Source organism: Bacillus sp. N12A5 (assembly GCF_026790125.1).
Lineage (GTDB): Bacteria > Bacillota > Bacilli > Bacillales > Bacillaceae > Bacillus.
This window is the reverse complement of the sequence record NZ_JALAMR010000018.1, coordinates 1-19,036: the sequence shown is the minus strand read 5'-3', so window position 1 is coordinate 19,036 and position 19,036 is coordinate 1. Positions and strand designations below refer to the sequence as shown.

At 44.6% G+C, this 19,036-nt stretch carries 22 protein-coding genes; 20 read left to right on the top strand and 2 right to left on the bottom strand.

Features of this window, described 5'->3' with window-relative positions:
• Positions 1-139 precede the first annotated feature (139 nt).
• The 5 genes from MOC09_RS17580 to MOC09_RS17560 all read left to right on the top strand — a co-directional run bounded on the left by MOC09_RS17580 (position 140) and on the right by MOC09_RS17560 (position 6,679).
• Entirely contained in the window at positions 140-1,225 is a 1,086-nt protein-coding gene (locus MOC09_RS17580) for a D-alanine--D-alanine ligase (protein ID WP_268359155.1), read from the top strand.
• A gap of 71 nt (positions 1,226-1,296) precedes the next feature.
• Positions 1,297-2,670: a UDP-N-acetylmuramoyl-tripeptide--D-alanyl-D-alanine ligase gene (locus MOC09_RS17575; protein ID WP_268371324.1), complete on the top strand. Its 1,374-nt coding sequence runs from the start codon at positions 1,297-1,299 to the stop codon at positions 2,668-2,670.
• A gap of 402 nt (positions 2,671-3,072) precedes the next feature.
• Complete coding sequence (gene cshA, locus MOC09_RS17570; RefSeq protein WP_268359150.1) at positions 3,073-4,557, top strand: degradosome RNA helicase CshA; 1,485 nt, start codon at positions 3,073-3,075, stop codon at positions 4,555-4,557.
• Positions 4,558-4,728: 171 nt separating this feature from the next.
• The gene (locus MOC09_RS17565) at positions 4,729-5,208 is read left to right on the top strand and encodes a PH domain-containing protein (RefSeq protein ID WP_268359146.1); all 480 of its coding nucleotides are present in this window, start codon (positions 4,729-4,731) and stop codon (positions 5,206-5,208) included.
• Positions 5,198-6,679 (top strand): PH domain-containing protein, encoded by a 1,482-nt coding sequence (locus tag MOC09_RS17560; RefSeq protein WP_268371322.1) that lies wholly within the window; start codon positions 5,198-5,200, stop codon positions 6,677-6,679. The genes MOC09_RS17565 and MOC09_RS17560 overlap by 11 nt, the downstream gene beginning before the upstream one ends.
• On the opposite strand, the gene MOC09_RS17555 is transcribed toward MOC09_RS17560, so the two are convergent.
• Positions 6,676-7,275, bottom strand: coding sequence for a rhomboid family protein (locus MOC09_RS17555; protein ID WP_268371319.1), 600 nt, complete (start codon positions 7,273-7,275; stop codon positions 6,676-6,678). The two genes, MOC09_RS17560 and MOC09_RS17555, sit on opposite strands and share 4 nt — an antisense overlap.
• Positions 7,276-7,366: 91 nt before the next feature.
• Between MOC09_RS17555 and acpS the strand changes: the two genes are divergently transcribed.
• From acpS to MOC09_RS17485, 14 genes are all read left to right on the top strand, one after another.
• A complete protein-coding gene (gene acpS / locus MOC09_RS17550) occupies positions 7,367-7,732 on the top strand; it encodes a holo-ACP synthase (protein ID WP_268359140.1) in 366 nt (121 codons plus the stop codon).
• A gap of 162 nt (positions 7,733-7,894) precedes the next feature.
• Positions 7,895-8,911 carry a LolA family protein gene (locus MOC09_RS17545; RefSeq protein WP_080010740.1) on the top strand — a complete coding sequence of 339 codons (1,017 nt, stop codon included), beginning with the start codon at positions 7,895-7,897 and terminating at the stop codon, positions 8,909-8,911.
• A gap of 115 nt (positions 8,912-9,026) precedes the next feature.
• A complete protein-coding gene (gene alr / locus MOC09_RS17540) occupies positions 9,027-10,196 on the top strand; it encodes an alanine racemase (RefSeq protein ID WP_268359137.1) in 1,170 nt (389 codons plus the stop codon).
• A gap of 116 nt (positions 10,197-10,312) precedes the next feature.
• Positions 10,313-10,594 (top strand): type II toxin-antitoxin system antitoxin EndoAI, encoded by a 282-nt coding sequence (gene endB, locus MOC09_RS17535; RefSeq protein ID WP_003225183.1) that lies wholly within the window; start codon positions 10,313-10,315, stop codon positions 10,592-10,594.
• 4 nt (positions 10,595-10,598) lie between these two features.
• Positions 10,599-10,949 carry a type II toxin-antitoxin system endoribonuclease NdoA gene (gene ndoA, locus MOC09_RS17530; RefSeq protein WP_003156187.1) on the top strand — a complete coding sequence of 117 codons (351 nt, stop codon included), beginning with the start codon at positions 10,599-10,601 and terminating at the stop codon, positions 10,947-10,949.
• 116 nt (positions 10,950-11,065) lie between these two features.
• Positions 11,066-11,890 carry an RsbT co-antagonist protein RsbRA gene (gene rsbRA / locus MOC09_RS17525; protein ID WP_080314625.1) on the top strand — a complete coding sequence of 275 codons (825 nt, stop codon included), beginning with the start codon at positions 11,066-11,068 and terminating at the stop codon, positions 11,888-11,890.
• 4 nt (positions 11,891-11,894) lie between these two features.
• On the top strand, positions 11,895-12,260 hold the full coding sequence (gene rsbS, locus MOC09_RS17520) for an RsbT antagonist protein RsbS (protein WP_003225190.1): 366 nt from the start codon (positions 11,895-11,897) through the stop codon (positions 12,258-12,260).
• Between the two features lie 3 nt (positions 12,261-12,263).
• Positions 12,264-12,665, top strand: a complete 402-nt coding sequence (gene rsbT / locus MOC09_RS17515; protein ID WP_003225192.1) for a serine/threonine-protein kinase RsbT — start codon at positions 12,264-12,266, stop codon at positions 12,663-12,665.
• An 11-nt stretch (positions 12,666-12,676) separates the two neighbouring features.
• Positions 12,677-13,684: a phosphoserine phosphatase RsbU gene (gene rsbU, locus MOC09_RS17510; RefSeq protein ID WP_268359135.1), complete on the top strand. Its 1,008-nt coding sequence runs from the start codon at positions 12,677-12,679 to the stop codon at positions 13,682-13,684.
• Positions 13,685-13,745: 61 nt separating this feature from the next.
• Positions 13,746-14,075 (top strand): anti-sigma factor antagonist RsbV, encoded by a 330-nt coding sequence (gene rsbV, locus MOC09_RS17505; RefSeq protein ID WP_014662855.1) that lies wholly within the window; start codon positions 13,746-13,748, stop codon positions 14,073-14,075.
• Positions 14,072-14,554, top strand: a complete 483-nt coding sequence (gene rsbW, locus MOC09_RS17500) for an anti-sigma B factor RsbW (protein WP_268359132.1) — start codon at positions 14,072-14,074, stop codon at positions 14,552-14,554. The genes rsbV and rsbW overlap by 4 nt, the downstream gene beginning before the upstream one ends.
• Entirely contained in the window at positions 14,520-15,308 is a 789-nt protein-coding gene (sigB, locus tag MOC09_RS17495; protein ID WP_003225200.1) for an RNA polymerase sigma factor SigB, read from the top strand. The genes rsbW and sigB overlap by 35 nt, the downstream gene beginning before the upstream one ends.
• On the top strand, positions 15,308-15,907 hold the full coding sequence (gene rsbX, locus MOC09_RS17490; protein WP_268359129.1) for a phosphoserine phosphatase RsbX: 600 nt from the start codon (positions 15,308-15,310) through the stop codon (positions 15,905-15,907). The genes sigB and rsbX overlap by 1 nt, the downstream gene beginning before the upstream one ends.
• A 105-nt stretch (positions 15,908-16,012) precedes the next feature.
• Positions 16,013-18,172, top strand: a complete 2,160-nt coding sequence (locus MOC09_RS17485; RefSeq protein WP_268359127.1) for a Tex family protein — start codon at positions 16,013-16,015, stop codon at positions 18,170-18,172.
• Between the two features lie 9 nt (positions 18,173-18,181).
• Here the strand turns inward: MOC09_RS17485 and cmpA are convergent, their stop codons facing one another.
• On the bottom strand, positions 18,182-18,295 hold the full coding sequence (gene cmpA / locus MOC09_RS17480) for a cortex morphogenetic protein CmpA (RefSeq protein WP_003225207.1): 114 nt from the start codon (positions 18,293-18,295) through the stop codon (positions 18,182-18,184).
• A 103-nt stretch (positions 18,296-18,398) separates the two neighbouring features.
• Between cmpA and MOC09_RS17475 the strand changes: the two genes are divergently transcribed.
• Positions 18,399-18,851: a SprT family protein gene (locus tag MOC09_RS17475; protein WP_268359125.1), complete on the top strand. Its 453-nt coding sequence runs from the start codon at positions 18,399-18,401 to the stop codon at positions 18,849-18,851.
• The last annotated feature ends 185 nt before the right edge of the window (positions 18,852-19,036 follow it).

Genomic DNA, 19,036 nt, shown 5'->3' with positions numbered 1-19,036 from the left:
TTTCAATGCCATTTTAATATAAAATAAAAAGGAATTACATACAAATGCATTCCACATCAGCATGCCCAAAAATAATTAGATCATTTTCTTGTGAAAGTGATAAGATAGTAAAGATGAATTGTAGTGGGGGGAGTATCCATTGAAAACAAGTCTAGGATTAGTGTACGGAGGAAAGTCGGCAGAACATAATGTTTCACTGCAGACCGCTCTGGCTGTAATCAAAGCGCTAAACACTGAGAAGTTTGATATACATCCGATTTATATAACTGAAAAAGGCGAATGGGTAAGAGGCGCCCGTTTAACTGAGCCTGTGTCCAACGTAAAAATGCTTCAATTTGAACAGGGAGGCACTGCTTTTTCTCCGGCTGCCTTGAATCAGGAGATGTTTCCGCAGGAAGTTTCACAGCAAAACGAAGCCATCGACGTCGTATTCCCGCTCCTCCACGGACCGAATGGAGAAGACGGTACGATCCAAGGAATGCTCGAACTATTGAATATTCCTTATGTCGGCAACGGTGTGCTTGCTTCCTCAGCAGGCATGGATAAAGTCATCATGAAACATTTATTCGCGCAAGCCGGACTTGCTCAGGCTAAATACGCGGCTTTCCTTAAGAAAGATTGGACTCGTTCTCCGGAAGAAAGCTGTCAGCAGGTCGAACAGGAATTAGGCTATCCTTGCTTCGTAAAACCGGCAAATCTTGGATCTAGTGTCGGAATCAGCAAATGCCGTAACCGTGAAGAATTGCAAAAAGCGTTTGAGCTTGCATTCCAATATGACCGTAAAGTCGTCGTTGAAGAAGGAATTAACGGCCGCGAAATCGAAATCGGCGTTCTCGGAAATGACGATCCTAAATGCTCTGTTGTGGGAGAGATCGCACCGAAGACTGATTTCTACGATTACAAAGCGAAATATGAGGACGGAGACACTGATCTGATGATCCCGGCGATTGTGTCCGATGAGGAATATGCAACAATCAGTGATATGGCGATTAAGGCATTTAAAGCGATCGATGGTTCAGGACTCGTCAGAGCAGACTTTTTCCTGACAGCTGACGGCGAAGTTCTAATCAATGAAGTCAACACAATGCCTGGCTTCACACCTTTCAGCATGTTCCCGCTGCTCTGGAAAGAGGCCGGTGTGGAATACGCTGACCTGATTGAACAGCTTGTGGAGCTTGCAAAAGAACGCCATGCTGAGAAACAATTAATTAAGCATACATTCTAATGAAGATGGACACTGCCGGTTAGAGGGCAGTGTCTTTTCCCGTATATACAAAAGAAAGAGAGGGACCTCACTTGATTAAGCGAACAGTAAAGAACATTGCCGAGATGGTCAAAGGCACACTGACAAATCCGCAACATGAACAAACCGTGATTCATGGAGTGTCAACAGATACAAGAAAACTGGAACAAGATCAGCTTTTTATTCCGCTGAAAGGGGAACATTTTAACGGCCACACTTTTGTGCCGCAGGCATTTGAAGCCGGTGTAGCGGCCGTTTTGTGGGATCGGTCAGAACCAAATCCGCCCGAGAATCAAGCCGTCATCTTAGTGGACGACACCCTTTCCGCACTTCAGAAGCTTGCAAAAGCCTATTTGCGGGAGCTTGGCACGCGAGTTATCGGGGTAACCGGAAGCAATGGCAAAACGACAACGAAAGATATGATTCACGCCGTCCTGGGCACGCGGTACCGTGTCCACAAAACAGGAGGAAACTTCAATAATCACATCGGCCTGCCGCTGACGGTTTTAGCCATGCCTGAAGACACGGAGATCGCTGTATTAGAAATGGGCATGAGCGCCAAAGGAGAAATTGACCTCCTGAGCCGCTTGGCAAACCCGGAAGTGGCTGTGATTACGAATATCGGCGAATCCCATATGCAAGAACTTGGCTCAAGAGAGGGCATCGCGGAAGCCAAGCTCGAAATCATTAACGGCCTTAAAGAAGACGGAGTGCTGATTTATATCGGGGACGAACCGCTTCTTCAAAATGAATACATCTGCCAAACAAAAACATACGGAACGGGATCACAAAATGATTATCAGCTTCAGGGTGTCAGCCAGAGTGAAGCAGGAACCCATTTTACAATCAAAGGGATGGAAAAAACGTTTTTTATTCCGATACTCGGCAAGCACAATGTCATGAACGCCATGGCTGCGGTTGCCGCGGGGGTTTATTTCGGCATCACTCCAGCCGATGTCGCTAAAGGACTGAGCGGGCTTAAGGTAACCGGGATGAGACTTGAACTCATCAAAACAGACAGCGGCATTTCAATTATCAATGACGCTTATAATGCGAGTCCGACTTCCATGAAGGCTGCGATACAATTGACAGAAAGCCTTGAAGGCTACGGGAAAAAAATGCTCGTACTCGGCGACATGCTTGAACTCGGCGATCTTGAAGAAACGTTCCATAAAGAGTGCGGCGCTGTGATCAGCCCTGAGAAAATCGACCGCGTCTTTACGTACGGAAAACTGGGCGCTTTTATTGCGGAAGGCGCACGGAAACACTTTGAGAAAGAACGCGTCAGCCACTTCACAGAGAAAAAAGATCTCCTCCAAGCTGTGAAGGAACACGCATCAAAAGGAGATTTGATTTTATTCAAAGCGTCCAGAGGTATGAAGCTTGAGGAAATCGTTAAAGATTTAATAGAGAGCCCGCTCTCTTAAGAAAAAAATCTTGCGGAAAAAATGCATATTGCATCATAAAATAACATGATGTGCAAACAATAATGTATGCCGGCCGGAAATAATGTATGTCTGGCCGGCTGCGGCTATGATACAATAAATACAGGTTATTTCGCGATACGAACATATTCGTCCGGACTCTTATCCGCTGACCCGAAGTTCTCTACCTGATACATGGGAGCAGATGGAGAAGCAGCCAGCATATTCGAGATGCCGTTCTGCTTCTCATCTTATTGAAAAACGAATAGTGTAATGGTAAGATAAAACTTAAAGTAATTCGGGCTTTGTATACGGATGGATCCTGTCCTTTTTGTTAAAAGGGCAGTTTTATAAGTGGTAAATCACGACATTACTGAAACAGCAATTAGAAGGAGTTTGAATAATTTGACTATAACGTTTCAAGATTTTAATTTAAGTTCTGATCTCATGAAAGCAATTAATCGTATGGGATTTGAAGAAGCAACACCGATTCAGGCACAAACGATACCGCTCGGACTTTCAAATAAAGACGTCATTGGACAAGCGCAAACAGGTACAGGTAAAACAGCTGCGTTTGGTATACCCCTTGTTGAAAAAATTAACCCCGAGTCTCCTAATATTCAAGCAATCGTAATCGCGCCAACCCGTGAATTAGCCATTCAAGTATCTGAAGAATTATATAAAATTGGACAAGATAAGCGTGCGAAAGTTCTTCCTATTTACGGCGGACAGGATATTGGACGGCAAATCCGGGCGTTAAAGAAGAATCCGAATATCATTGTCGGAACGCCTGGACGTCTTCTTGACCACATCAACCGCCGCACAATTCGTTTAAACAACGTAAATACTGTTGTAATGGATGAAGCGGATGAAATGCTGAACATGGGATTCATTGACGACATTGAATCTATCCTTTCAAACGTGCCGAGCGAGCACCAGACACTTCTGTTCTCTGCTACAATGCCTGCGCCGATCAAACGCATTGCAGAGCGCTTTATGACTGAGCCGGAACACGTAAAAGTAAAAGCAAAAGAAATGACGGTTTCTAACATTCAGCAGTTCTATTTAGAAGTGCAAGAGCGCAAAAAATTTGATACACTCACTCGTCTTCTTGACATTCAGTCTCCTGAGCTTGCGATCGTATTCGGACGTACAAAACGCCGTGTCGATGAGCTGACTGAAGCCCTGAACCTTCGCGGATATGCGGCTGAAGGAATTCACGGTGACTTAACGCAGGCGAAACGTATGGTTGCGCTTCGCAAATTTAAAGAAGGTGCAATCGAAGTTCTTGTCGCAACTGATGTTGCCGCTCGCGGACTTGATATCTCAGGTGTTACTCATGTGTACAACTTCGACGTGCCTCAAGATCCTGAAAGCTACGTTCACCGTATCGGAAGAACAGGCCGTGCAGGAAAAACAGGTATGGCGATGACGTTCATTACACCGCGTGAGAAAAGCATGCTTCGCGCAATTGAACAAACCACAAAACGCAAAATGGACCGCATGAAGGAGCCTACACTTGATGAAGCGTTAGAAGGCCAGCAGCAGGTTACGGTTGAACGTCTTCGCACGGCAATCAGTGAAAACAACCTGAATTTCTACATGACAGCGGCTGCTGAGCTGCTTGAAGATCATGATGCAGTAACAGTAGTTGCAGCTGCTATCAAAATGTCTACAAAAGAGCCGGACAACACACCGGTTCGCTTAACAGACGAAGCGCCGATGATCAGCAAACGCTACAAAAACCAGCGCTCTTCTAAACGCAGAGACGGACAAGGCGGCGGCTATCGCGGCGGAAAAGGGAAAAGCAACAACCGTTCTTCCTACGACAAAAAGCGTTCAAACGATCGCCGTTCTTCAGGTGACAGACGCCAGAAAAAATCTTACTAATACTATCAATGAAAAGCCCAAAACATAACGTTTTGGGCTTTTTTATGTTCGCGATTTGTGATTCAGCAAACTTTCAGCTGACGGTAGCCGTTTTTCTATGTATGCTAAAGAATGAAACCTTTCTGTGAAAGAGACGTATAAGTAACGACGAAAAAACGGGAGGTAGGTATTTTGAGAGAGCAGCCAAAAAACCAAATCAGTCCGGACGGATTAAAGGTTTGGCGACTTCAAGAGATCATCACATCCGCTGTCTGCTTGCTTATTGTCATAGCAGTTGCAGTGTTAAGCTATTATTTTCATTGGCCGTACTGGATCAGCGGCGTGCTCGGCGCGGTTTGGTTTCTGGGGTCTGTTGTGACGATCTTTCTCATTCCAAAGATCCGTCATAAAGTGTGGCGCTATGAGGTTCATGAACATGAAATAGATATTCAATCAGGTATTTTTGTGGTAACGCGTGTAATTGTTCCAATGGTCAGGGTTCAGCACGTAGATACGTCACAAGGACCGTTATTGAAAAAGTACAATCTGGCAACCGTCAAAATTTCCACGGCCGCAACCGTTCATTCGATTCCCGCTTTAGCAATGGAGGAAGCGGATCGGCTGAGAGACTCTATTTCCCGTCTGGCAAGGGTGACTGACGATGATGTCTGAACCGAAACGCCTGCACCCGGCGGCAGTCATTTTGAATTTAAGCCATACCATTATTCAAACGATAAAAAATATCATTCTGCCATTCTTTTTTGTTTATATTGTGAATTCGAATCATACTGTCCGTTTTTACGGAGCCATTGCGCTCGGTGTACTGTTCATCTGGCTTGTAGCCGCAAGCATCATCGAATGGAGAAGGTTTACTTATCGGATTGAAGATGATGAATTTAGAATCGAAGAGGGCTTGTTTGTCACGAAAAAGAAATACATATCGATTGACCGGATTCAAACGATGAATACGAGCGCGGGCGTGGTCCAGCAAATTTTTAAGCTTGTGAAGCTGCAAATTGAAACGGCAGGCGGAGGCAAGGAGGCAGAAGCTGTTCTTTCTGCTATTTCTCTTGAAGAAGCTGAACGCATCAAAGAAGCTGTCTTTAAGAAAAAAGCACAAAGGCACGAAAACAAACACGATGAAGAATTGATTGAAGCGGAGCGGGAGCTGATCCCGGCTGTTGAGCACAAAGAGCACTATCGCATGAACGCGAAAGAATTACTGATGGCCGCTTCTACCTCCGGCGGAATCGGAGTGATTATCTCTGCTGTATTTGCGCTTATTTCCCAGCTTGACGAAGTGCTGCCGATGGATTGGGTTTTCGATAAATTTTCCTTCCTTCAGCACGCCAGCATCGGCATTTACGCGGTACTCATTTTTTTCGGTTTATTTATCGCCTGGATTTTCAGCATCGCCGGTATGATGTTTAAATACGCGAACTTTCAAATCATGAAAAAAGAACAGGAACTGGTAATTTCAAGAGGGATTATTGAAAAACATCAAGTTACGATTCCGCTCCGAAAAATACAGGCCATTAAAATAAAAGAAAACATCATCCGCCAGCTTTTCGGCTTTGTGACGGTGTCCATCGTCAGCGCGGGCGGAGGCGACCGGGAAAAAGAAGAAGGCGCTTTGACCATTCTTTTTCCGATGATTCATAAAAAAAAGCTTCCGCACATGCTCCGGACCTTTACGCCGGAATACACGCTGGAAGAAAACTGCCGCCGCCTGCCGCGGCGCGCGTTAAAACGATATTTGTTCCGTTCCGTCATTTTTTCAATCTTTTTGATCATCCCGTTATGTATCTTCTTTCAGCCATGGGGCTATCTGTCAATCATCCTGCTGCCGATTGAATTGGTCTTTGGCTACCTCGCATATAGGGATGCAGCGTGGACGATCAGCGGGGACCGTCTTCAATTGACGTCAAGATTTATCGGCAGAACAACCGCGATTGTGTTGAAAAAACGAATGCAGGTTTGCAAGTTCAGCCAATCCTATTTCCAAAAGAAAGGCAGCCTGTATACCATTTCTACTTCGGTGAAATCATCGAGCCATATGGAAGAATTAACGGTGAGGGATGTAGGTGAAGAGGATGCAGCCTTCATTTTAAACTGGTACTCATATGAAAAAGCGGACGGTTAATACCGCCGCTCTTTTTTTTGCACACATAAAAATGAAAGAAGAAACCCGCCGCAAAGTCCAAACAGATGGGCCATCATGTTAATATTGGAGTTGATAAATGACATGAGAACGGCAAATGCGAGCAGGGTGAGAATCATTTTGGAATGCTCGTGCCCGATCAGTTCTTTGCGAAAAAGAACCATAAACAGATACACGCCGAATAGCCCGAAAATCGCGCCGGAAGCCCCGACATGCACGTAATCAAGCGGCTCTGTAATATATGTGCCGATATTGCCGATGATGCCGGAGCCGGCGTACACAAGCAGGAAACGCGCTTTTCCCAGCATGCGTTCTAAAGCCGGGGCAAATAAAAAGATCGACATGGAATTAAACAGCAGATGGGTAAAACCGGCGTGCAGCAAAACAGGAGTGATCAACCGCCACCATTCACCGTTTGCAACGCCTAGATTATAGCCTGTGACGGCATCTCTCCATAACACCACCGAATGGACAGGAAGTGAAAAAAACAGCCAGAGGGCAGCTTGCAACGCCAATATAAAGGTGACAACGGGGTAAAGCCTGATAAACGTTTGAAAATTTTCAGTCCGTATAAACATTCCGAGCCCCTTTTCATCATTTTGGTATTTCTATAGTAACACGTTTATGAGACAAACCATTCAAATAGTACGTACGAAAGAAGGTTATCACATGATTTATGGCATTGGTTTAGACATCACCGAACTTAAACGGATTGCTGCCATGGCCGCCCGCCAGAAAAGGTTTGCTGAGCGGATTTTGACGCCAGGCGAGCTTGACCAATATCATGAGCTTTCTGAGAAAAGAAAAATTGAATTTCTCGCGGGCCGATTTGCGGCAAAAGAAGCTTTCTCCAAAGCATTTGGCACCGGTATTGGGAAACAGCTCAGTTTTCAGGACATTGAAATCAAAAAAAATCAAAATGGCAAGCCTTATATCATTTGCGCGAAGCTGAGCCAAGCCGCCGTTCACGTATCAATCACCCATACAAAGGAATACGCAGCCGCGCAGGTTGTGATTGAAAGGTTGTCAAGCTAGTCTGCATATTAGGGAAACCCCACTCATATATTTGATAATGCATTAAGGGAGACAAGTTGTTTGAGGCTTTATGGTACGCATCCGTTCTGCCTGCCTGTACCGAGCGTACCGTTAAAGTCAAACAAGCGATTTCTTCCTTTTACATCAATTGAGAAAAAGGGGTTGAAAAAGGTGAGAAAAAGCTTTGTTTTGCTTTTAACGGGACTGCTTGCTGTCCTTATTCTTTCTGCCTGCGGGGAAAAAACGCAGCAAGATATTGTGACCGGATTAGATGAAAAGGCGAAAGAATACACCTCGTACAAAGCAAAAGCGAAAATGACCATCGAGACAGGGAGTGAGCCTCAAGTATACAATGTGGAAATCTGGCACAAAAAACCGTCTCTGTACAGGGTTTATCTGGAAAATCCAAAAAAGGACCAAAACCAAGTCATTTTACGAAATGAAAACGGAGTATTTGTTCTCACGCCGTCTTTAAATAAGAGTTTCAGGTTCCAAAGCGACTGGCCGAACAACAGCAGCCAGGTGTATCTGTTTGAATCGCTCGTAAAAGATGTTCAAAACGATTCAGATGCGGTCTTCACTGCGAAAGAGAAGAAATATGTATTTGAAACAAAAACAAACTATCAGCACAACAAAATGCTGCCAACGCAAGAAATCACGTTTAACAAAAAAGATATGAGCCCGTCATCTGTCAAAGTCATGGATACTGACAGAAAAGTCATGGTGAAAGTAGAATTCAGCAGCTTCGAATTTAATAAACAATTCGACAAAGAATCATTTGACGAAAAGAAAAATATGACCCTTTCTCAAATGGATGTTGCCACAAGCGCGAAGCCATCCGATACATTCGCGGTTAAAACGCCGCTTGAACTGCCGCTTGGCGTAAAACTGCTTGAAGAGAAAGATATTTCTACTGAAGACGGGAAGCGGATCATCATGACCTACGGAGGAGAAAAATCATTTACCTTAATTCAGGAAAAAGCCCAGATCGCCAAGGCATCCTCCTCCGTTACGCTGAACGGCGAACCGGTAAATCTTGGCTACACGATCGGCGCCTTGTCAGATGCGTCATTATCATGGACATATGACGGGGTAGATTACCTTCTCTCATCTAAAGATCTATCTAAGGAAGAAATGGTGACAGTCGCAAAAAGCATGCAGGGACAATCATCTAAATAACCGCCAAAGGCCAAACATGATTTGGCCTTTTTTTCGTCAGGCATCGTTTCCCTTTGTCCTATAATTTTAGTATGATATGTAAATGATATTGAATAAAAGCTAGGAAGTGTCATGAATGAGCACAAAACCTTTTTACAGAGATACCTGGGCGGAAATCGACTTGTCCGCGATAAAGGAAAATGTCAGCAATATGAAAAAACACATTGGGGAGCATGTCCACCTGATGGCGGTTGTGAAAGCGAATGCTTACGGGCATGGTGATGCAGAAGTAGCAAAGGCGGCGCTTGATGCAGGCGCTTCATGCTTAGCGGTAGCCATTCTGGATGAAGCGATTTCACTGCGCAAAAAGGGCTTAAAGGCGCCTATATTGGTGCTCGGCGCAGTTCCCCCGGAGTATGTGGCAATCGCTGCTGAGTATGACGTGACATTAACAGGTTATTCTGTTGAATGGCTTCAGGAGGCAGCCCGCCACATGAAAAAAGGTTCTCTTCATTTTCATCTGAAGGTCGATACGGGGATGAACAGGCTGGGTGTAAAAACAGAGGAAGAAGTTCTGAACGTGATGGCGATTCTTGACCGCAACCCCCGTTTGAAATGCAAAGGGGTATTTACCCATTTTGCGACTGCGGATGAAAAAGAAAGAGGCTATTTTTTCATGCAGTTTGAGCGCTTTAAAGAGCTGATTGCTCCGCTGCCGCTAAAGAATCTGATGGTGCACTGCGCCAACAGCGCAGCCGGCCTCCGTCTGAAAAAAGGCTTTTTCAACGCGGTCAGATTCGGCATCGGAATGTACGGGCTCCGTCCGTCAGCCGACATTACGGACGAAATACCGTTTCAGCTGTGCCCTGCATTCACCCTGCATTCGACGCTGTCTCATGTCAAACTGGTCAGAAAAGGCGAGAGCGTCAGCTACGGAGCGGAATACACAGCGGAAAAAGACACATGGATCGGAACGGTGCCTGTCGGCTACGCGGACGGCTGGCTTCGAAAGTTGAAAGGGACCGAAATTCTTGTGAAGGGAAAACGGCTGAAAATTGCCGGCCGAATCTGTATGGACCAATTTATGGTCGAGCTGGATCAGGAATATCCGCCGGGCACAAAAGTCACATTAATCGGCTCCCAGGGAGATGAACATATTTCCATGGATGAGGTCGCAGGCAGGCTCGAAACCATAAACTACGAAGTGGCTTGTACAATAAGTTCCCGCGTTCCCCGTATGTTTTTGGAAAATGGGAGTATAATGGAAGTAAGAAATCCTTTATTGCAGGAAAATGCAAGCAAATAGCTCATCTCATTATGAGAATTCATAAAACAGCTTTGCTTGAAGAGTGAATAATGGTATCATTATCACTGGATGGATAAAAGAGTCGTATCCGTAAGTTTGGTGGAGGTGTATGTTTTTTGTCTGAATCCAGCGCAAGAACCGAAATGAAAATCAGCTTGCCCGAAAACCTAGTAGCTGAATTGGATGGTGTAGCGATGCGGGAGAAACGTAGCAGAAACGAACTGATATCACAAGCAGTGAGAGCGTATGTCAGCGAACGAACAACTCGTCACAACCGTGATTTGATGAGACGCGGCTATATGGAAATGGCGAAAATCAACCTGAATATTTCTTCTGAGGCTCACTTTGCGGAGTGCGAGGCTGAAACGACAGTTGAGCGCTTAGTCAGCGGAGGATAATCATTTGATTGTGAAACGCGGCGATGTTTATTTTGCTGATTTATCTCCTGTTGTTGGCTCAGAGCAAGGCGGGGTGCGCCCGGTTTTAGTGATCCAAAATGACATCGGAAATCGCTTCAGCCCAACTGCTATTGTTGCAGCCATAACAGCACAAATACAGAAAGCGAAATTACCAACCCACGTCGAAATCGATGCAAAACGCTACGGTTTTGAAAGAGATTCCGTTATTTTGCTGGAGCAAATTCGGACGATTGACAAGCAAAGGTTAACGGATAAGATTACTCATCTGGATGATGAAATGATGGATAAGGTTGATGAAGCCTTACAAATCAGTTTGGCACTCATTGATTTTTAGACATATTTTATAGGTTGCTCAAATAGAGCAACTTTTTTTGTTTTCAAAAAACATAAACGATATAATAGTGAAATAACGAAAAAAATATGTTGTTTTTTATCGGGAGGTAAGCGAATTTGATGTCGAATCAGACTGTATACCAGTTCATTGCCGAGAATCAAAATGAACTGCTCCAACTGTGGACTGACACACTAAAAGAATTAAGCGAGCAAGAATCCTATCAGCTGACTGACCAAGTGTATGAAAATATATCTAAAGAATATATCGACATTCTGTTGCTGTCTGTTAAGGACGAAAACGCTGCTGAAAGCCAAATCAGCGAATTGGCGCTTCGAGCGGTTCAAATCGGGCTTTCTTTGAAGTTTTTGGCTACTGCGCTTGCTGAATTCTGGAAGCGTCTCTACACGAAAATGAATGATAAGAGATTGCCAGATCAAGAGAGTACGGAATTAATCTGGCAGATTGACCGCTTTTTCAGCCCGATTAATACTGAGATCTTTAACCAATACTCAATTTCGTGGGAAAAAACAGTTTCTCTGCAAAAAATCGCCCTGCAGGAGCTATCTGCGCCGCTCATACCGGTATTTGAAAATATCACCGTGATGCCGCTGGTCGGAACAATTGATACCGAACGCGCTAAACGAATTATGGAAAACCTTCTAAACGGTGTCGTCAAACATCGGTCACAAGTCGTGTTAATTGATATCACAGGTGTTCCTGTCGTTGATACGATGGTTGCCCACCATATTATTCAGGCATCTGAAGCGGTAAGGCTTGTTGGAGCGAAATGCCTGCTCGCCGGAATCCGTCCGGAAATTGCTCAAACCATCGTCAACCTTGGCATTGATTTATCCCAAGTTATTACTAAGAATACCCTGCAAAAAGGAATTCAAACAGCATTGGAAATGACGGATCGAAAAATCGTTTCATTGGGGGAATAACATTGTGAGACATCCGAAAATCCCGATCTTGAAACTGTATAATTGCTTATTAGTATCCATTCAATGGGAACTGGATGACCAAACTGCATTAACCTTTCAAGAAGACTTATTAAATAAAATATACGAAACAGGTGCTAACGGAGTCGTGATTGACCTGACATCTGTGGATATGATAGATTCATTTATCGCGAAAGTGCTGGGCGACGTCATTACAATGTCTAAGTTAATGGGGGCAAAGGTTGTCTTGACCGGCATTCAGCCCGCTGTGGCAGTGACGCTGATTGAACTCGGAATCGCTCTTGAGGAAATCGAGACTGCACTCGACTTAGAGCAGGGGCTTGAGACATTGAAGCGGGAATTGGGGGAATAGCGAATGAACGACCAATCCTGTGTAAAAATCATGACAGAATGGGATATTGTGGCCGCCAGACAACTGGGACGAAACGTTGCAAAAGAACTGGGATTCGGCACTGTAGACCAGGCTAGAATTACAACGGCTATTTCAGAATTAGCCAGGAACATTTATTTATATGCCGGCAAAGGGCAGATTGGAATTGAACAGGTCGCAGACAGAGGAAAAAAGGGCCTGAAAATCATAGCGGAAGACCAAGGGCCGGGAATTCCCGATATCCGAAAAGTCATGGAAGACGGATTTTCAACGTCTGGCGGACTTGGTGCGGGACTTCCCGGTGTCAAAAGGCTGATGGATGAATTCAGCTTAAATTCCGTAGCGGGGGAAGGAACAGAGATACAAGCCATTAAATGGCTTCGGTAGGAGGTAAGAACGTGGATTTTAGGGAGGTTATTGAGCAGCGGTATCATCAGCTGCTTAGTCGATATATAGCCGAATTAACAGAAACATCTTTATATCAAGCCCAAAAATTCAGCCGAAAAACAATCGAGCACCAAATTCCTCCGGAAGAAATCATCAGCATACACCGAAAAGTGCTGAAGGAGCTGTATCCGAATCTCCCGGAAGATGTTTTTCATTCGCTGGATTTTTTAATAGAAGTCATGATTGGATATGGAATGGCTTATCAGGAGCATCAAACCCTCAGGGGGATACAGCAGGAAATCAAATCAGAAATTGAAATCGCAGCAAATGTTCAGCAGACGCTGCTCGGAACAAAGATTCCGCAAGAGGAAGCGCTGGATATCGGCGCCATCAGTGTGCCCGCTAAACAGATGAGCGGGGACTACTACCACTTTGTCAAAGACAAGGAATCCATTAATATCGCAATCGCGGATGTGATCGGAAAAGGCATTCCGGCAGCTCTTTGTATGTCCATGATTAAATACGCGATGGACTCTTTGCCGGAAACGGGCATACATCCATCTCAGGTGCTGAAAAATTTAAATCGGGTTGTTGAACAAAACGTTGACGCCAGTATGTTTATTACGATGTTTTATGCAAATTACAATATGGACAAGCATCAGTTTACATATGCTTCAGCGGGACATGAACCGGGATTCTATTATTCTCAAAAAGACAACACATTTTACGATTTAGAGGCCAAAGGGCTCGTTCTCGGCATCTCGCAGGATTATGACTACAAACAATTTGATCAGCATCTGGAAAAAGGCGATATGATTGTTTTATTTTCTGACGGCGTCACAGAATGCAGAACGGAAAACGGTTTCTTGGAGCGCCCTGATCTGCAAAAGCTTATTGAGGAACATATGTGTTCCTCCGCGCAGGAAATGGTCAAAAACATTTATGACAGCCTCCTCAAATTGCAGGATTTTCAGCTTCATGATGATTTTACGTTAATTGTTTTGCGAAGAAAGGTTTAGCATCAGCCAGACGGGGGTATAAGACAATTAGTGATTTGAAGGAAAATTTGAGGTGATACGAATGAATATAAATGTTGATGTGAAGCAAAACGAGAATGATATACAAGTAAACATTGCAGGAGAAATAGATGTATACTCAGCTCCGGTGCTCAGAGAGAAGCTCGTTCCTCTGGCAGAACAAGGCGCTGACTTAAGGATTTGCCTGAAAGATGTCAGCTACATGGACAGTACCGGATTGGGCGTTTTTGTAGGCATCTTTAAAACAGTGAAGAAGCAAGGCGGTTCGCTGAAGCTCGAAAATCTATCTGATCGGCTGATCCGTCTGTTTGACATTACAGGCCTGAAGGACATCATTGATATTTCTGCAAAGTCAGAAGGTGGAGTGCAATGAAGAATAACGCTGATTACATCGAAATGAAAGTGCCGGCCCAACCTGAATATGTAGGGATTATAAGGCTGACGCTGTCAGGCGTCGCAAGCAGAATGGGCTATACGTACGATGAAATTGAAGATCTGAAAATCGCAGTCAGTGAGGCGTGTACAAATGCGGTTCAGCACGCTTATAAAGAAGATAAAAATGGGGAAGTGTCAATACGATTCGGTGTGTTCGAAGACCGTTTAGAAATCATTGTGGCGGATGAAGGAGACAGCTTTGATTTCGATCAAAAGCAGCAGGATCTTGGGCCGTACACACCTTCACACACAGTTGATCAATTATCAGAAGGAGGGCTCGGTCTATATTTAATGGAAACGCTCATGGATGAAGTCAGAGTGCAAAACAACTCCGGCGTCACCGTAGCGATGACAAAGTATTTAAATGGGGAGCGAGTTGATCATGACACAACCATCAAAAACTACGAAACTAACTAAAGATGAAGTCGATCGGCTCATAAGCGATTACCAAACAAATCAAGACGAACAGGCGCAAGAAACGCTTGTGCGGGTGTATACAAATTTGGTTGATATGCTTGCGAAAAAATATTCAAAAGGCAAAAGCTTTCACGAGGATCTCCGTCAAGTCGGCATGATCGGGCTGCTCGGCGCGATTAAGCGATACGATCCCGTCGTCGGCAAATCGTTTGAAGCTTTTGCCATCCCGACAATCATCGGTGAGATTAAACGTTTCCTAAGAGATAAAACATGGAGCGTTCACGTGCCGAGACGGATTAAAGAACTGGGCCCAAGAATCAAAATGGCGGTTGATCAGCTGACGACTGAAACACAAAGGTCACCAAAAGTAGAAGAGATTGCTGAATTCCTTGATGTTTCAGAGGAAGAGGTTCTTGAAACGATGGAAATGGGCAAAAGCTATCAAGCCCTATCCGTTGACCACAGCATTGAAGCGGATGCGGATGGAAGCACCGTCACGATTCTTGACATTGTCGGATCTCAGGAGGACGGATATGAGCGGGTTAACCAGCAAATGATGCTGCAAAGCGTGCTTCACGTCCTTTCTGACCGTGAAAAACAAATCATCGACCTTACGTATATTCAAAACAAAAGCCAAAAAGAAACTGGGGACATTCTCGGTATATCTCAAATGCACGTCTCGCGTCTGCAGCGCAAAGCTGTGAAGAAGCTCAGAGAGGCCTTGATTGAAGATCCCTCGATGGAGTTAATGTAATGATCCAGGTTGAAGAAAACGAGCATATTCAAACTCTTGTATACCAACTGAATAAAGAAGGAAAATCGATTTGCGGCGACAGCTTTTTTATGAAAGCTGATGATAAGGAATTGATTTGTGCAGTAGCTGACGGACTTGGAAGCGGATCGCTTGCCAACGAATCTTCTGCAGCCATCAAAGACTTAGTGGAAAACTATGCGGATGAAGACGTACAAAGCATTATCGAACGCTGTAATCAGGCGATGAAAAACAAAAGGGGTGCAACAGCATCTATCCTGAAAATCAATTTTGAACAAAGGCAGTTTACGTACTGCTCTGTCGGAAACGTACGGTTTATTCTGCATTCCCCGTCTGGTGAAAGCTTTTATCCTCTGCCGATTTCAGGCTATTTATCAGGCAAGCCGCAAAAATACAAAACGCACACCGCCACTTATGAAAAGGGGTCAAAGTTCATTATACATACAGATGGACTCAACGTACCCGATATCCGCTCCCATTTAAAAAAAGGCCAATCGGTAGAAGACATATCGAATTCGCTGAAAATGTATACGACATCGAGAAAAGATGATCTGACCTATATTCTTGGACAGCTGTCCTAGAAAATCAGAAAACGAGAAGCCGTAACGCCGGCTTCTTTTTTTATGCGTTTTTTTCGGTTTTTGATACACTAGAGAAAGAACGACAATATTGGAGGCTTTGGTTACATGGAAACGTCAGCCCTTTTAAAACAGCAAATTGCGAAAGAAATAGGATTATCACAAAAACACGTTGAAAGTGTCATCCGCCTGCTGGAGGACGGCAACACAGTCCCCTTTATCGCCCGGTATCGAAAAGAGCAGACGGGTTCGATGGATGAGGTTCAGATTCAGACGATTTCTGAACGCTGGCAATACATACAGAACCTAAATCAGCGAAAAGAAGAAGTTATCCGTCTCATTGCAGAGCAGGATAAACTGACAGATGACCTAAAGCGAAAAATCGAGCAATCGGTGAAGCTTCAGGAAGTGGAGGACCTTTACCGCCCGTATAAACAAAAACGCAAAACAAAGGCAACAGTCGCAAAAAGCAAAGGCCTTGAGCCGCTTGCAGACTATATTTTAACACTTCCGCAGGATGATCGTTTGGCAGCAGTTGCAGACCAATACATCAGCGAAGAAAAAGAAGTGTTCACACGGGAAGAAGCAATTGAAGGCGCCAAGCACATTATTGCGGAACAAATCTCAGATGAGCCGAATTTCAGAAAGTGGATTCGCCAGGAAACCTTCAAAAAAGGAACCATTAAATCTGCAGCTGGAAAATCGGCAGACGCAGACGAGAAAAACGTGTATGAAATGTATTACGAGTATGAAGAGCCAATTTCAAAAGTCGTTCCGCACAGGGTGCTGGCGATGAACCGCGGCGAAAAAGAGGACATTTTAAAGGTGTCTATCGAGCCGCCCGCGGATCACATCAAGGCGTATTTAGAAAAACAGATCATCAAAAACCGCCCAACGTCCGTAAAAGAGATTTTGCAGGAGACGATTGAAGACAGCTATAAAAGGCTGATCCAGCCGGCAATCGAACGTGAAATCAGAAAAGAGCTGTCAGAAAAAGCGGATGAACAGGCAATTCACATCTTCTCTGAGAACTTGAGAAAGCTTCTGCTTCAGCCGCCGATGAAAGGCAAAACCGTGCTCGGTGTTGACCCGGCCTTCCGAACTGGCTGTAAGCTTGCTGTGTCAGACGAAACTGGAAAAGTATTGAAAATCGATGTCATCTATCCGCATGCACCAGTCAAGAAAACAAAAGAAGCCCACGAAAAAGTCAAAGCCATTCTTGAGCAGCATCAAGTCGAGATGGTGGCGATTGGAAACGGCACGGCGTCCAGAGAAACAGAGCAATTCATCGTCAATGTACTGAAGGACATAACTCGTAAAATTTATTATGTGATCGTCAATGAAGCAGGAGCAAGCGTCTATTCGGCTTCTGAGCTTGCCAGAGAAGAATTCCCTGAGCTTCAGGTTGAAGAGCGCAGTGCCGTATCTATTGCGCGAAGACTTCAAGACCCGCTCGCGGAGCTCGTTAAGATCGATCCGAAGTCTGTGGGTGTCGGGCAGTATCAGCATGATGTCAGCCAAAAACGCTTAAATGAATCTCTGCGTTTCGTCGTCGAAACGGTCGTTAACCAGGTTGGAGTAAACGTCAACACAGCCTCCGCCGCGCTGCTGCAATATGTAGCTGGACTATCGAAGTCGGTCGCAGGCAACATTGTCAAAAAACGTGAGGAAATCGGAAAGTTTTCGAATCGAAAAGAACTGAAGGACATCCCCAGACTCGGTGCGAAAACCTATGAGCAATGCATCGGTTTCTTAAGGGTGCAGGAAGGGACAGAGCCTTTGGATAGAACAGGCATCCACCCGGAAAGCTATAAAGAAACAAAAGCGCTATTGAAAAAGCTCGGCCTTTCAACAGAACAAATCGGTACGGCAGAATTGAAGGATAAAATCAATCAGCTGGCGCTTTCTGAAACGGCGAAAGAACTGGGAATCGGCGAAATCACGCTGAAAGATATTTGTGAACAGCTGACAAGGCCGGAGCGCGATCCGCGTGATGAGGTGCCAAAGCCTTTGCTGAAAACAGATGTCCTTCAGCTGGAGGATTTGAAAGAGGGAATGGAACTCCAGGGCACCGTGCGCAATGTCGTGGACTTCGGAGCGTTTGTTGATATCGGGGTCAAACAAGACGGGCTTGTGCATATCTCAAAACTCAGCAATCAATTCGTCAAGCATCCTCTTGATGTCGTATCTGTCGGCGATATTGTGACAGTTTGGGTTGACGGCGTAGATGTGCAAAAAGGCAGAGTATCGCTGTCTATGGTAAAATAAAAGCACTGCTTACGAGCAGTGTTTTTTCCTATAGAAATACCAGCATTGATTCAGCAGTTTAATTTGGTAATTATCTTTTTCAAGGAACGCTTTTTGCATCTGTTTTTTAAGCCAATTTGGCATAGGCTCATTCCTCCTCAGCTTTTATCATATGAGGGACGGTGATTACCATATTGTATGCGAACGGTGAATTGTCCCGTTCAATGTTTTTTAAGTGAGGTGCACCATGGATAACGAAGAGCTTCAAAAGCTGACAGAGGATATTTCAGAAACGTATTTTAAAAAGCCGTTCCGCCACCATGCGGTTTTTAATGACAGGCTTAAAACCACGGGCGGAAGATATCTGTTAACTTCCCATAACATTGAATTGAACAGGAAATATCTGATTGAGCACGGCAGGGAGGAACTGATCGGCATCATCAAGCACGAGCTCTGCCATTATCATCTTCACCTTGAGGGAAAAGGATATAAGCACAGAGACAGAGATTTTCGATTGCTGCTGCAGCAGGTCAACGCGCCAAGGTTCTGTACACCCCTTAAGAAAAAAACTGAAAGCAAAAAAACTTATATGTATATCTGCACAGCCTGCGGCCAACAGTATATAAAGAAGCGTGCCATGAATCCTGACAGATACAGATGCGGAAAATGCCGCGGAAAAATAAAAAGAATTTTTTCGTGAAAAAGGTTGACGAATATGGCAAGCCTATGTTACATTATAAAAGTCGTCACGAGAGATAAATAAAAAATATTTACCTCTTGACACTGGAAACCAAGGCTGATATAATAAGTCTTGTCTCACTATTCCACAGTAGCTCAGTGGTAGAGCTATCGGCTGTTAACCGATCGGTCGCAGGTTCGAATCCT